Below are 14,411 nucleotides of genomic sequence, written 5' to 3' on the forward strand. Positions count from 1 at the left end.
AGCGACTAATCAGATCGCACAAACTGGACTGAGTTCCCTTCCTCCGGTGATCTACTATTCGGAACAGCTATTTAGGGCGATTCATTCAAAGGATTATTTACACTTCTCACACCACCAGCCATTCGGGCCGTTGCCTCTATCTCCCCCGCAGTGAGGACAGGAACCCAGCTTGATAGGGGAGAACCAGTGGCGTTGAGTGTCGCTCATGGGTTGCAGACTGGCAGCGAGGTTGGCCTGCTGCTGGGGAGTGCTGCTTGCATTTGCGCCACCTCGCATGCTGGCGTAGGAATACCGTGTAGACGCTTCTGCCTTTTCTGCTTTTGATGCTCGTTTCGCACGAGATCTGATGCAAACCTCGCGATAGCAGTAGCCGTCGGCATCAAGGCGCTGGTGCTGTAGTTGGCAATTACGGCACGCAGTCGGTGCAGATCGCGGGTACTGCCCCCCATTGCTGGCCTTGTCGCTGTCTTGTGCTGCCCGTGCGGCAGAGTCCCGCGCTCTCTGGGCGGTACGTTCCTGTTCCGCCTGCCTCATCTGAGCCGTGATCGCCGCCTGGTGCTCGCGTTGCATCCTTTGCTTCTCCTCATACTGCCGCCGCGCTTCTTCCAGTTGCTCTTGTTTTAGTTGCTGCTGCCGGGCTTTCTCCTCTGCCTCTTGCCGTCGCTGTTCGGCCAGCTGCTCCAGATCGATCAGCACCTTCTCCTCGCCTGGGTGATAGAGCCAATGCAGACAGTTGGGCGTTTCGCTCAGAATCGTTAGCATCAAAGTCGTAGTGTCCATTACTGCCGGGCGGGACTTATCGAACATCCGGTCGCCGAACTGGCTATAACGCACAGCCAGAACTCCTGTTTTGGGGTGTTTGGCGATGAACCCCCCAAGCCACAGCGGGTACAACCCTACCGGTTCGTGAGCGGCTGGAAAGTGTAAGGCAAGGTGGAAGTCTGGCCGCGACATCAACTGAAAGAGCCCTGCCGGGACACCATGGGTCTCTGCTTGCGGAGCAAATTGAACGGCTATATCGGCATGGGCCTTGGCGACCAGCTCCTTGGAGCCATCAACCTGGGTGTAATGGGCGGGTGTGTTGAGCTTAACTACACTTTCCAGCTTGGAGAGCAGCATCAACCGCACGCTGGTTTCAAAGGCGTAAAGGCATTCCTCCTTGCTGTCGCTGAAATGCGCGAAGCAGTGGCGCTTGTGCTCCCCCTTTCTGGCCACCAGTCGTCCTTCGCAGCTCGGGCAGTGACACCCTGCGGCAAGTCCGCGCTCGACATCATCGACCGATACAATCGCACCGGTCTCGGTCTTGATGGCGAATGGGATTAGATTTCGCATGTCCATTATTCTGGAACCTGAATAACCTCTGCCTGCATTCCCGGTGTACGGCTGAACAGGGCTGCTTGATCCGAGACTGTCCGATCTTGTCAGAACACCTCAAATTATCCGTTGTAATTGCTAGTAGTCAGGTACTGCTCGGCATGTCCACCCAACAGCAGACGTCTGGTGGTAAAAAATTCGGGCCAAGTGAGGCTAAACCACTGCTCGGCTAATCTCGCGTGTGGGCGCTGAATGTTTTTGTCTTGGGCGATTCGGAGCGCACGATTATAAGCCCTTAGCACTAGTTGACGCTGGTCAGTTAATCTTGGGCAGTTAAGATTTAGCACCCTTATGGTGTTATCCACCAGTTCTTGGACTGTGGCAAAGTGGTTATCGGCAATATTTACTTGAGTGCAAGCTGTTGCATCAGGTTTGAGTTCCCCTGTGCGCTTATCCAGCGTAAATAGGCAAGGTGTGTGTGGCATTGTCAGCGGATTAAGCAGATGCCCTTCCGGTACAGTATCCAGCTCATCTTTTAAGTGGTTCTTGTGTGAATCGCAGCTTAAGTTCTCCGGCAGTGGGTGAGCAGATTGATCGGCATCATTGCCACCGATACAAACAGCAAAGATATTTTGCCAATCCAAGCCCCAGTTATGGATCGCAACATTGGCTCGATCCGATTTGTCGTGAAAGTGTTCAACCCGCTGCTTGTGCGCAGGAAGACCCACTACCTTGCTCTCGCAATAGCCACACAAACCACCTTGATCACTGAGCATCAACTGGCGCAGGGATTTGTAATCTTGGCTGCCCTTATGGTTACGAAAATCATGTTCCCAAGTCGCGACAGGGTTCGAGGCAGCAAATGCCGTCAGAACATTGGGAGGGAGCGATTTACTGATCCTCTTCAAGACTCTGCTCCCACAGCTTGTTTTCGATATAGAGATCCGCCTCGGTCAGTGCAGGTTCTTCATTACCAAAGTGGGCATCGAGAGCTTGCCGCATGGAAAGGGCCTCAGGGGCATCCCAATTATCTGCATAAACCAGATCCAAATACTCGGCAAGTAGGGTTGCCATTGGGTCAGATTGTGGGCGTGGATCGACCCCAAAAACCCGCTTCAAAATTCGCGATGATTCAGCTCCTTGAGTCCCCTGAGGTGCGTTATAAACCTGGTCCTCATATATGACTCGAATACTGTCCGTCGGTGCAGTACTGACCACCTGTGGGCTATGAGTGGTAACAATAAATTGGATCTTGGGGAATGCATCCCGTAACGAGGCCAGCACCTTCTGCTGCCAGGCGGGGTGAAGAAACATATCCACTTCATCGATTAGCACCAATCCCGGCGTTTCCTTTGATGCACATGCCCCAGATTGCGGGTTGAGTTTGCTGCAGCGCCAAGCGAGATCGGCCACTAGCGAGACCATCGCCCGAACCCCATCACTCAATAGGCTCACGGGCAAGACCCCTTGCTCTGGATGAGTCATAGCCAGTTCTTCGTGGGAGAGACTGTAATGGAAGTACCGCCAGCCGGAAGATGGCTGCAATACCGTTTCAACAGCTACCTGAATGCTTTGGAGCTGCTCTTTGAGGGAGTAGCCCTGATAAACATCTGCCATCTGCTGCTGTTGTAACTCGGCATAGGTTGCCTTGGTGAACCACTGCTGCAATTGTTTGTAATTAGATGCCGTGGTCAGGCAATCCTCATAACCCATAGTCCGACTCACGCTCAGGACGGATTTACGCTCCATGTTTTTGTGCTCTTGCCACAAGCGCCCCGTGCCATAGTAGGCCACCACCGGCAGGATGACCTCGTCCAAGTCACGCACTTGCTGCATGAGCTGATCACCATAAGTAGACAACTCACTAGCGTCTTTGATGGTCGTTTTGTTGTTGATCCCGGTTAATGTCCGTTTGATACCGCACACTGGCTCATTGAAGCTCGCGGTGATTTCTACCGGGAACATTTGCTCACTGCTGAGTACCTGCTCCTGCCTACGATAACGCGCATCCGATTTGGCAATCCCACGCCCTTTACCAAAGTCAAACGCTGCCACAAAGGGGCTGACTGCGACAGCTATCGCATCGAGAATGGTCGATTTCCCAGAGCCATTAGGCGCCACTAAAACGGTCATATTGGGATGAAAATCGATGTTGAGGGTGGAAAAACGCCGAAAATTGGTTAGCGACATACCATGCAAATTAATGTTTGGCTGCGCTGGTTTTACGCTGTTATTCACTCTGCTTGCTCCAATTTTTGCTTCTCTTTTGACACCACTCATTTCCTCACTACTTGCTCTGTCGTTTGCCCAAAACAAAACAGACCTATCAGTGCTGCTCTAGGATCGAACGTGTACGCATCAAGCCTTCTCATTACAACGATGCCTCGGCAGAAACAGCTCGAACAAGCAAATCAGTCATGTCATAGCTGATATTGGCACTACCAATAAGCAACTGAAATTGCTCAATATTTTCATTGTGGCCGCAAAAGCTTGCCGTCCCATTCGATGAGAGTGTACTTGATGCCTTGTGTGGCTTGGCGGAACACCTCCTCTGCCTCATCGAAAGAGGCTGCGACGATGCTCTGTAGGTTTGTTTCGCTAGCCAACTGCTTGAGGAGCGCATGCTGGCTATCGACCGCCATTGAATGCTGCCCCGGCTCGTCAAACATCAACAGTCCGGGGTGATGACCCGGAGACGTTAGCGTAGCCGATGTCTGATGCAGGGCGAGCAGATAACTCCAAATGAGTCTAACAAAATCGCTAGCGCTCGAGTCCGATTTAATGTCGGTACGAATCTCTCGCAGTTCCATCTGCGCGAGACATGGAACCAGCGTGTCCTTACCAATTTCAACCTCGCGAATCGGAGCACTTTCGTAGCCAAATGATCCTGCATTAGCCCTGAAGTTCAACTGGAAGTGATTAATGCGCTCGATGTCTGCCGCACTGTAGACCTCCTTCGGCATACCTCGTCTTGCGGCCTGGTTGGCGCTCATGCGCACCGCAATAAGTCCAAGCCGTGCAAATAGCTCCGTAGCCTTTGCCTGGAGCCTCTCAAGTGCCTCCACCTCGATTTCAATCTGAACCTGCCGGCGCACAATGGCCTTCGACTCAAATGCTCCGGACGTCACGTCACTGCGCATCGCTCTCAGTAGGTCGCGCTTACTGGCAATACGATATGCTAGCTCGTTGACTCGAACTTCAGTCGCCTGCAGGCCAGCCTTCAAGCCAGCAATCTGACGTATGAGCATGCGGCGCTGACTCTCTAGATAGGCAATATTCGTTGCCAAATTCATTTGGGGGCCGGTCACTGCCCCAGCCAAGAGCGTGTCATCCACCGGCTGATTGCACGTAGGGCACTTGCTAGCTGCAGTGGCCACATCGTGCTTTGCACCGAGGTCACGGAGTTTCGCTGCCGTCTTGTTCCGCTCTAGGTCTTCGTTGGCCTCTGCGAGTAGTTTTTCGTAGTCTTTCTGGGACACCCGCCGCTCAGCGTTGAGGGCCATTGCACGTTCATGCAACACACTAAGTCCCTGCAGTTCGTCCATCGCTACCGTGACGCTATGAATTGCCTCAGTCCCCGATACCTTGTGATACTGCTCGGCTTGCCTTTGCAAGTCCGCATACTCAGCACGCAACTGGCTGATGTGCTCGGTCAAGGACACAGACGAGCTTCCGGCCAGCTTTCTGATGCTTGCCTCGCTCTCTTTGAAGAGCGCAGACGGGGTGGATGATGCCCCGTCGATTACAGCGCCAAGAGGATTAGCCTCTCGTCGTAGCTCTTCGAGCACCTTGCGCCAGTCAGCGTCAATCTCAACCGATTCGGCATTGAGCCTATTGCGGGCGGCGTTCGTCTCAAATACACCAAGACCCAGTAGGAACTCGACCACCTTGGTCCGCGCGTCCCTAATGCCGTAGAAGGGAATGTTGGCGATATAGTCCGTCCATCCGCGCTTTTGCTCAACTGCCAAAGCCGCAAAGACCGCCTGCAGGTAGAGCTTAGTCTCTCCACTGTTCGTGGTCGGCACTCTTGGTAAGTTCAGCCCCAGGAAGGATTCAAGGAACCGATGAAACCCCTCAGGGCGTTTAGCCCCGCCGCCATCGTGTACATAGGTGGGACGGGCTTTTCCGAGAATCTGGTGTTCAGTCACATGAGCTCCCGTGAACACCTCTATGAGCTTCGGGTCCCTTACCGCATCCCGGATAGCACGACGAAGGGTTACCACTTCTCCCGAGCGACTCTCGATTTCAAGCAACACCTCCGAAGCCGTGACCAAAATTCGGCGTCCATCGTGCTCGATGTGCTCTTTGAGAGCGTACGGCAGGGCCTTCTCGTTCTTACCCCCAACGAGTTCTTCCATACCGAGGCCGTAGAGCAAACTGTTAAATAGCGTGCTCTTTCCGCTCGAATTCTTGGCCCGAACGATAGTCAGGGTTCGCGCAAAGTTGAAACGAAACCCATATTCCCCTTCATTGGTTGTTGCTCTAAGCCTTACACCGCGAATGATCACTTTACCTCCCAGCCGCTGGCGGTTGCTTCAACCATTCCCTCTGTCAGCCCTTTTCCGATGGCAGACAAAAACGAACGCTCGCGCCCGAACAAATCGGTGTCTTTTAGAATTTCTGTGGCGAAGAACTGGCCAGCCGTCGAAATCTCGTAGCCGGTGGAGTTTTCAACAATCAAGCCTTCCGCAATAGCAAGTCGTACCGCAATAGCCAGTGCCGGGTCGAACCCCCAAGCGGGAACCTGCAGAACCTTTTCGCCAACAGCAAGGAGTAACTGTTTCTGCCGCGGGTCCGACTTCATCGCCCAGTTGAACAGTTGCAGACGTGGCAAGCTTGACTTCCCTCCGCGCGACGCCAAGTACAGGATGAGCAGAACCAGCCCAATCTTGTACATAGGTCTGTGCTCAGCTAGGACTGGTGATGGCCGCCGCTCAAAGCGAAGCTGGTTCCCACCCTCTATCTTAGCCATAGTCCAACTCGCAAACTGCCAGCCATCGAGCAGTCATGTAACGAGCCACCTTCATGGCATTGGTCTTGTCAAACTCAGGTGCGAGGTCTTCGGACACTAACTTTGCCAACCCATCTCGAACTTGAACTGTCAGCTCTTCCGCTGTGCCAGACCAGGTAGCAGAAGTCTCTATGACATACTGCTCGTACTCATTGATGAGGCGAATGAGTTTTACATATGTAATCGGCGATGCTGATGCGATACGCCGAAAGAATCCATCGGCCTCAAGGAATTGCTCAATGGTGCGCTGGCTAAGCTGCTGAACCCGCGCTTGAAAGTCCGGCTTCTGCGCTTTTTCTTCGAGTCGATGTTCCGACTTACGATAGACGTTCTGCTCGTACTGCTCTTGCTCACCAGTAAGAGCTGTGAGGGCTGGAGCGGCCTCATCGAAGACCAACGCTTCCCCTGCGGCTGCGCGGACTTCATTGATTTCGACCAAGTAGTGATCGCCATCATGGAGCAACACCATGAAGTCGTCCGACAGGATTGGTAAGTTCCACCCCCGTACCTCGGCCTCTTTGGACTTCGCATGTTTTAGAAGCGCGTTCCTGTCAACTTCAGGAGTGACGAACACCCAGCGACAAATCTTCGTACTCCCCAGTCGCGCCTGAAGATCGGTCACGTTATCCTTTAGCTTTCGGAGATCTACGGTGATTTTGTCGCGCTGATTCTCGTACAGCTCAGTGCGCTCGTAATGTTTCTCCGGGCAATAGCACTGGAATGCCCAGCCTGTGACTGAGGTATAGCCCTCGATGCCAAAATCTCCGGGGGAAGCCGGCATCTGCTGATAACACTCAGCCTGGTACTTTCTCTTGAAGACCTGCTGACACAGGCCCTCCCAGGTAGATCCATTGAATGGCCCAAACTTGGTGGTGAACATCAGTGGCCTAGTCCTAGACTGATGCGCTGCCGCTGCGCAAAAAACAAGCAATCCGGCGTCGAGCAAAGCCTCGGCATGAAACCAAATCAACAGATGTGTTCTTCATAAACGACCTTATCAGTTCAGTGGCTAAGCCTTTACCAAAAGCACCCTTGGGCCCAATATAGGATTGGGACTTAAACTTTTACGTGTTCCATTGTTCAATAAGCGTTGTACATTGTAAAGGAATTACACAGGCTAATCAGATAGTTATATTCACTATGTCACTACCGTCCTATGGCCAGCGATGCTTGGATGGTGCAGTTCCGGTTCTCCCGGCTCAACATGGCATGGGTCAGGGCAAATGGAGGGGAATAGGCTACCATGGCGTTACTCCTGAAGGGATTACAACAAGCTCCGGCTAGCTTACCAGATATGATGCCTGCATGGAGACTCGGTACCATAACCTATGGTCCTCAACGACTTAATTATTACTCCCATCAAAACACCTATATCCCTCTCCACGACGTTTCGTATCCTGCTTTGCCAGATAGGCGGCTCTCATTAGCATCATGTAGAATTGCTCTTCATCACCCCTCCCAAAATGATACTCCGGATTTTTTGGGAAATGCACCAAGCCCTTTTCTATACAAAACGATGGCGTCACATCTTCATCAAGCAGCACTCTGAACCACGCCATACGTACTTTATTGGCAAGGTTCATTTCAGAAGAGTCAAACCTACCTAATTTAAAATACGTATCTCTATTCAAAAATATCATCATGTGAAAGTGAGGATGTGCAGCATCAGCAGTTTGCTCCCTTGCCCAGATGTAACGGATTGTTGTGGGGTGCACCCTTTTGCCATTCAACCTTCGATTAACGATATCTTTTCCGATGAGCTTGTTAAGCTCCTCAACAAATACCTTAATTGCAACACCACCATAATCTGGTCGTTCAGCAAAGAGCATCGCCCAGAAAGCCATTTTGGGAAAGTGGAGATCAACTCGAAAAGCCAATACTCTCGAGTGGCATTCCATCGCATTATTAGATACGGAGAGTATTTTCTCCATGTTGTCTCGGTTGAACTTGTAGTCGGCCTTTTTATAAAATCCCTTAGCACGCAGCATGTACTCATCCAGCGTCAATGGCATAGTCATCTCCTCAGATGGTGTAGTTGATTTTGAATCAACTCAATGTTCATGGAAACATAACGTCCGTGATAGCGACCTGATACGCATCGCAAAGCACTGACATCAGAATTGATATTCTTTCTTGATGCATTAGACAGGGTGCATCCACCATGGAATGTGGCTGATGCTGCCCCCTACAAGCATTCACTTGTATATCCTCAGACTGACTTATCCTGAGCCTATTCAGTTGCATGGCATAACCCCACCTATGCTTGTGGCATAGGTAAGTGCCATGTGTTTAGACATATATTACTATTGCCGACATCAAACAATAGTTCACATTAAAATCGCATTCTCTGTACCCCAGGCAGATAAAGGATTGCAGACGCAATGGAATAAAAATTAAAATCCATTAACTGCCAGAAATTAGCCTTATCTAATGTCCCCATTTTCACTCCACCCTAAGTTCGCTTTTTAACCAAAGCTGCCGTACTTAGGCCAGTCTGACTGGAGCAAGATTACTCTGGTGTGAGCCATCCTTCCAACCTCTCACCCTCTGACGCTACGCACGACCTCCCTTAAAAGGAGGGATTTGTACTAATGCTATTGATCAGAAATTAAAATTCTCAATTGGTTGAATAAAGTGTTTTTTACTAACCATCCATCCTCGAATTCTACCTTGAGAAAGCAGCAAATTAAGAATTTCATTTAGTTTCTCCGCCTCTCTAAGACGATTCGGCCCATAGTGAAAAAGCGTTTGCTTTCTAATATAAGGAACGTTCTTCGATTTACAATATTCAATAATCCAAGAGTGAAGCTCATTAGCATCAATTTCAGATTGTGAAATGCCTTGGTTTTTTCCAAACATTCTTATATATTCATCCCCATACCAACACGTAATTGAGATTGCATTTTCTAATATGCTTAGAGGAATATCTCCTCCACCACCATTAAAATGGTGAAGCAATGCAGCTAACCTAGCCAGATTATCAGATAGCTTAGAAATGTAGTCTTTAACATCATGTAGGTGACCCAAAACTCCTATTTGATTTTCAGCCTGATTGTAGAAGGTTATCCAACGCTCTTGTGCCTCAGGTGAAAAACGCAAACAAATTCTATCATTTTCCCCACGTACATTAATACTTTCTCGAGCAAGCTCCATTAATCTACGATGAAAAATTGGTAAGTGTTCACTTGATACAATGGGATTGTGAATCTGCCTAGTCCCCTGTGTCGATTTTGGGCTGCAAATAAAAAACCTTGCAAAAACACCAAGATCTTTTGCTAATTCTCCTTTACGTTCAAGAAAGCTCTTAAATGTTTTAGGTTGCACCATTAGAGAAATTGTTAATCTTGCATTTTTAATTAAAGCCTCCGGTTCATTTTTCCTATCAACAGAAATATCCGCACCATCCCATAATTTATTAATAAATGGCAACTCTTTAAAAGCATGTCCGTTAAATATACTGCCGGCTTCATCAGACATTAATCCAATTGCTCGCCATTCTCCACAAAGGTAATCTTTTAATGCGGCAGGAGTTGCATCATTAAATATGAGCCGATATCTCGTTGGTTTCACAGGCATGGTTAACATTAGTGCTTTTAGCTCATTTTCTGAATTCACTGATTTGCCATCTCGGCGAATGCTAGCCAGTATTCTCTTTTTCTCAGAATTATATATTTCCATTTCAACATTATATGTCACAAAATCTTTCTGATATATTTCAAAAAACTCATTTTCAAGTTGATAAAAAGGCTTCATCACAGCATTATCAAGCGTACTTTTTCTCTCGCCAGAGGCGGCTTCAATGAGTAATGAGATGGAAACCGGCCCCCTTATTCCATTTAATCTGCATACATCAACCTTGTTTTGTGATGCAAGTGATATCGCACCTATAATTGATGATCCAATCAATGCAACTGGAGCTTTATAGATATTGCTTAACTCGTATAAAGCATTCCTTGCTTTCTCAGGAAATGCATTTACAGGAAATTCATTTTCAATATGTATTGTCATTGCAAACCTCAGTTTAAATGTTTATTTAAAAAATTAAACAGTCGATAAAAAATTACGAATATCTTCATATCGCCAAAAATTTCTTCTATTAATTTTAAGCGGCATGGGGAGGCCATCAGGAAGGTTTTCTTGAGATAACCATTTCCTGATAGTTTGAGGTTTGCGACATAATAGTTTGGCCAATTGCTCTGTGGAAAGCAATCTAACATCGCCAAGTACATCAGAATCTATGATATCGCTCATTTTGCCACCTCAAAATATGAGGTGCATGCAAATATAGCGACAAGATGAATTAATAATGAAGGAACTATAGGGTGGAGTAAGTTAAACCAAATACTATCAGGATCAGAGGGCCCTCCATCACTTGAGTCTGACGAAGCGTTATTGGTGGTGGATTTATCCACTCGACAATGGTGGACTCGTGCCGAACGATTTTTGACCAGAAATACGTGCGAAATTACACGCTTGACTAAGCCACGCAGTGTTGAATTTGATAGCAGCGGTCGAATTACTTGAGGATATTTGCGGTTTCTTTCAGCAGGTGCCATCCTGGCTGGCTTTACACCCCATCGCCTCCTAAGAGTTTCGTATGAATGCTCAACACAATTCATTTTTCTTTTACTCCCATTCAAGGTTTGCCAAGGTCTGGATGACATAGTCGCGCATGCAATCTTGCTTGTCAATATCACCAGCCTCACCATAAATCATTGATAAATAACAAAATCAACACTTATCAACGTCACATTTTTTAGATAATTTTAGCTTGAGACAAAATCCAATCTTCAATTTTCACGTGCCACTGCCGCAACAAGTCTAGGGGACGACGGCGGTAATGCTTCTCTACAAGAGCACTCGGTTTGTGACCCATGATCTGAGCCACCACTCCAGTTGGAGCCTCAATCCATTCAGCCAAAGTTCCAAAACTACGTCGTAGCCCATGAACGCTGAGATGCGGTAATTTTGCGTCATTTAACGCACGATTATGTGCTGAGCGAGGCTCGACAAGTCTGCCACTTGCACTGTTGCTAACAAATACCCAGTTATCTTCAGCTGTACTAATTTTTAAGGTTGTTGCGAGCCCTCTAAGAATCTCTGAAACATAAGGGGTAAGTGGAATAATACGTTCACCTTCAATTTTGTCCTTAATCTTCATGCTTGACCAGTTGAAGTCAATATCAGTCCAACGCAATGATGCAATTTCCTCCCGTCGAGCTCCTGTAAGTAAAAGCACTTGAAGATATGTTGACACTACTGGACTCCTAAGTCTCCGCACCGCCATAAACCAGTCTTTCAGTTGTTCCTTTTGGAGGCAATCGCCGTCCTTACTCGATGAAACTGGCACTAGTTTTCTCACGTTGTAATCCTGTGAAAAATCTTTTTGAATGACTCCATGATATTTCGCTTGATAACTTGCCCATTTAAAAAATGCACGAAGAAGGCGATAAGCGTGCGCTGTTACTGTAGGCCTACATTGCCTTTCTACATTTAACCATGCAGCAATAACTTCGGGCGTAAGCTCTGATAGCGGTATCTCGAGCAAACAGGCAAGTGGGCCAGATGTGGTAGGTCCTATTCCTATTTTTTTTGTATCACCTCCACGTCGAGAAAGATTCACGTGATCGGTTATATAGCGTGGCGAGTATGGGCGTTTTGTCTTAGCGCTTACACCTGTTCTCAATTCTTTAATGTAGTCTTCCCAAGCATCGGAGAAAGTGATTTTTACTTTGCGTGATTCGGCATGCTGTGATTTCGCCTCTGCAATCTTTTCAGCCTTGGCAATCCTTGGGTCTATTCCCATATCGATAAGAGTCTGAAGTCGCCGAGCTTCAACACGAGCTTCATCGATTCTCCAATCATTTATGTTGCCAATTGTCATCCGAAGTGTCTTGCCAGCGAAGACGCTTTGAAAAGTGTAAGCTTTTGTCCCTTTCGTTACACGACACGCAAGAGATGTCACATCTGAATCCCAGAGAAAGGCTTGTGTTTTCCCTCCGGGCAAAGAATGTTTTCTAATCCGCTCGACGGTTAGTTTTTGTCTTGTGATGGGCATTGTTAGACTCCTGTAGGAACTCTACTATGACCATAATGTAACGGCTGATGTAAGTAAATGCGGGCAATACACATCTACATCCATCAACAATCATCAACGTCGCACATATACATAACCAACTGTTTTATAAATGAAAAAAACAATAAAATGCTCACATATCAGATATCTGGAAACATAAAGACATCGCATTCGTAATGCGAAGGTCAGGAGTTCGATTCCCCTTATCGGCACCATATAAAACAATGGGTTAGCTTCGTAGTGAAGCTAACCCATTGTTTTGCTAAATTATATTCCATGCCCCGTCTTTGCTTTTTAAGCCCCGCCCATGTGTCTTTTTAGATGCCTACATCGCGATTGTCTGCAAGATGACGCCCGTTGTGCTCCGTTTCACCTAATCTGCGCCTTGGTGTGTCAGCTGCTTGCCGATGCGCCACTGGCTACACCGGATCGTGCAGAGCCTCCAGTCGCCCCTGGTGGACTGCCTTGACGAACTCGCGGTAATCCCGGCGAACCTGATCGGCATACTCAACGGCAAATTCACAAATTGACTCGTCAAACGACTGACTGCTGCCCATGTAGCCGGCTATCAATCCGGCATCTCCCGAACGTGCATGGGCGCGAGCCAGTACCCTGGCGCACAAGGTGCCGTAAATCGACAGTAGTTCGGCATCCCACCCCTCAATAATCGCGCTGATTTTGACATCCCTGAGCTGCCTGAAATAAAAGTGCTGGCCATTTTGGGCAAGGGTCCAACCGAGAAAGATGTCGGTTGCCGCTTGCATGAGCCGTTGCCCTGCGACAATGCGCTCGCCATGGTTGGCATGCTGGCTTTTCCCTGCATAGGGTTCGAGGACGGATGGACGAGCCTCCTTGACCTGCAAAAATAAGGGGGCGTTGTCAGCGGCCATAAACAAAGAGACGAGGCAGCGGGTGCCAACGCTTCCCACGCCGACAACTTTGGCTGCGACATCGCATAGCTGGAACCGATCAAAGAGCCGTCTGATGTGTTCGGGTAATGAGTTGCGATAGGTTGCCAGCGCTGCTTGATGATCGAACCCTTCGCCAGTTTCCTGAACGACATGGAATATGAGCGGGGGATTGTCTTTGATCCGTGGTTGCTCACCATCGAATTCGGCCAGTTTCAGGAAAATAACCTCGGATGAACTGCTTTCCTGCGCTTTCTGAATACGTTTCATGATGCGCGTGCGCACCTCTTCATTGGGGGCTTCTGCCAATACATCGTCGAGGGTTACCCGGTCATACCAGATATCCAATGCACGCATGGACGAGTAATCCATCATCCGCTCTCGATAGGCTCTGGCAGATGCCCTGGTCGCCTTGGCGGCCGCGCTTTCCGACAGTTCAAGATGACGTGCAGCAATGACGATGCTCGCTGCCAATCGCTTCAAATCCCACTCCCATGGCGCTGGCAGGGTTTCATCGAAGTCGTTGATATCAAAATTGATCTGACGCTCCGGGGTTGCAACGCCACCGAAATTCATCAGGTGAGCATCACCGCAGGCCTGCACGAATACGCCCGACACCGGGGTATGAACAAGATCGGCCGCCATGATGGCCGCCGATCCGCGGAAAAAGGCAAACGGAGATTCGAGCATCCGGCCAAAACGGATCGGGATCAGTTCAGGCACTCGGCCGCGATTGGATTCAATCAGTATGTCAATGGGGTCGCGCCGATCGGCTGGCGATGTCCAGCCCGCATGGGTACTGCGAGGTACCTTGTCGCGCAGCGCTTTACCTTGAGCCCTGCGCTGATCTGGAGACAACACCGTGATTTTATTGCTTGAAACTGGCGTTTTTTTGCCCTTTTTTTCGATTTTGCGCTTATCCACTTGAATGCTCCCCCGACATCGCAAGCCCTTCGTTCAAGGAACGGCGAACAACTTGCAGCGACATAACAGAACGACCCTGTGTGCATCACATGGCGACAATTTCAGGATAGATCTGATTGCAGATGCTTCCGGGCAATACCCGCTGATTTATGAGGGAGTTCTGGATAAATGTGATGGG

11 protein-coding genes are annotated in these 14,411 nt (G+C 48.9%); all 11 read right to left on the reverse strand.

What is annotated here, in order from left to right; all coding sequences use genetic code 11:
* Positions 1-93: 93 nt before the first annotated feature.
* On the reverse strand, positions 94-1,332 hold the full coding sequence (locus OKC40_RS17000; RefSeq protein WP_270796112.1) for a hypothetical protein: 1,239 nt from the start codon (positions 1,330-1,332) through the stop codon (positions 94-96).
* 104 nt (positions 1,333-1,436) lie between these two features.
* The gene (locus OKC40_RS17005; protein ID WP_182936053.1) at positions 1,437-2,222 is read right to left on the reverse strand and encodes a retron system putative HNH endonuclease; all 786 of its coding nucleotides are present in this window, start codon (positions 2,220-2,222) and stop codon (positions 1,437-1,439) included.
* Positions 2,206-3,594, reverse strand: coding sequence for an AAA family ATPase (locus OKC40_RS17010; RefSeq protein ID WP_270796116.1), 1,389 nt, complete (start codon positions 3,592-3,594; stop codon positions 2,206-2,208). The genes OKC40_RS17005 and OKC40_RS17010 overlap by 17 nt, the downstream gene beginning before the upstream one ends.
* A 191-nt stretch (positions 3,595-3,785) precedes the next feature.
* Positions 3,786-5,822: a hypothetical protein gene (locus tag OKC40_RS17015; RefSeq protein WP_270796117.1), complete on the reverse strand. Its 2,037-nt coding sequence runs from the start codon at positions 5,820-5,822 to the stop codon at positions 3,786-3,788.
* Complete coding sequence (locus OKC40_RS17020) at positions 5,819-6,148, reverse strand: hypothetical protein (RefSeq protein WP_197971239.1); 330 nt, start codon at positions 6,146-6,148, stop codon at positions 5,819-5,821. The genes OKC40_RS17015 and OKC40_RS17020 overlap by 4 nt, the downstream gene beginning before the upstream one ends.
* A gap of 130 nt (positions 6,149-6,278) precedes the next feature.
* Positions 6,279-7,205: a hypothetical protein gene (locus OKC40_RS17025; protein ID WP_270796120.1), complete on the reverse strand. Its 927-nt coding sequence runs from the start codon at positions 7,203-7,205 to the stop codon at positions 6,279-6,281.
* 463 nt (positions 7,206-7,668) lie between these two features.
* Positions 7,669-8,337 carry an inovirus Gp2 family protein gene (locus tag OKC40_RS17030; protein ID WP_182936049.1) on the reverse strand — a complete coding sequence of 223 codons (669 nt, stop codon included), beginning with the start codon at positions 8,335-8,337 and terminating at the stop codon, positions 7,669-7,671.
* Positions 8,338-8,926: 589 nt separating this feature from the next.
* A complete protein-coding gene (locus OKC40_RS17035) occupies positions 8,927-10,333 on the reverse strand; it encodes a YfjI family protein (protein ID WP_270796124.1) in 1,407 nt (468 codons plus the stop codon).
* 33 nt (positions 10,334-10,366) lie between these two features.
* Entirely contained in the window at positions 10,367-10,576 is a 210-nt protein-coding gene (locus OKC40_RS17040; RefSeq protein WP_270796125.1) for a helix-turn-helix transcriptional regulator, read from the reverse strand.
* Positions 10,577-11,081: 505 nt separating this feature from the next.
* Positions 11,082-12,383 (reverse strand): tyrosine-type recombinase/integrase, encoded by a 1,302-nt coding sequence (locus OKC40_RS17045; RefSeq protein WP_270796126.1) that lies wholly within the window; start codon positions 12,381-12,383, stop codon positions 11,082-11,084.
* Positions 12,384-12,820: 437 nt separating this feature from the next.
* Positions 12,821-14,233, reverse strand: a complete 1,413-nt coding sequence (locus OKC40_RS17050) for a DUF2252 domain-containing protein (RefSeq protein WP_270796128.1) — start codon at positions 14,231-14,233, stop codon at positions 12,821-12,823.
* Positions 14,234-14,411: the final 178 nt, after the last annotated feature.

This window comes from Aeromonas sp. QDB11, from assembly GCF_027705265.1.
Classification (GTDB): Bacteria; Pseudomonadota; Gammaproteobacteria; order Enterobacterales; family Aeromonadaceae; genus Aeromonas; species Aeromonas allosaccharophila.

Excerpts from the sequence above, each read along its gene's own strand:
- OKC40_RS17040 (WP_270796125.1), bottom strand. The coding sequence starts at position 10,576 with ATGAGCGATATCATAGATTCTGATGTACTTGGCGATGTTAGATTGCTT.
- OKC40_RS17035 (WP_270796124.1), bottom strand. The coding sequence starts at position 10,333 with ATGACAATACATATTGAAAATGAATTTCCTGTAAATGCATTTCCTGAG.
- OKC40_RS17030 (WP_182936049.1), bottom strand. The coding sequence starts at position 8,337 with ATGCCATTGACGCTGGATGAGTACATGCTGCGTGCTAAGGGATTTTAT.
- OKC40_RS17045 (WP_270796126.1), bottom strand. The coding sequence starts at position 12,383 with ATGCCCATCACAAGACAAAAACTAACCGTCGAGCGGATTAGAAAACAT.
- OKC40_RS17000 (WP_270796112.1), bottom strand. The coding sequence starts at position 1,332 with ATGCGAAATCTAATCCCATTCGCCATCAAGACCGAGACCGGTGCGATT.
- OKC40_RS17025 (WP_270796120.1), bottom strand. The coding sequence starts at position 7,205 with ATGTTCACCACCAAGTTTGGGCCATTCAATGGATCTACCTGGGAGGGC.
- OKC40_RS17010 (WP_270796116.1), bottom strand. The coding sequence starts at position 3,594 with ATGAGTGGTGTCAAAAGAGAAGCAAAAATTGGAGCAAGCAGAGTGAAT.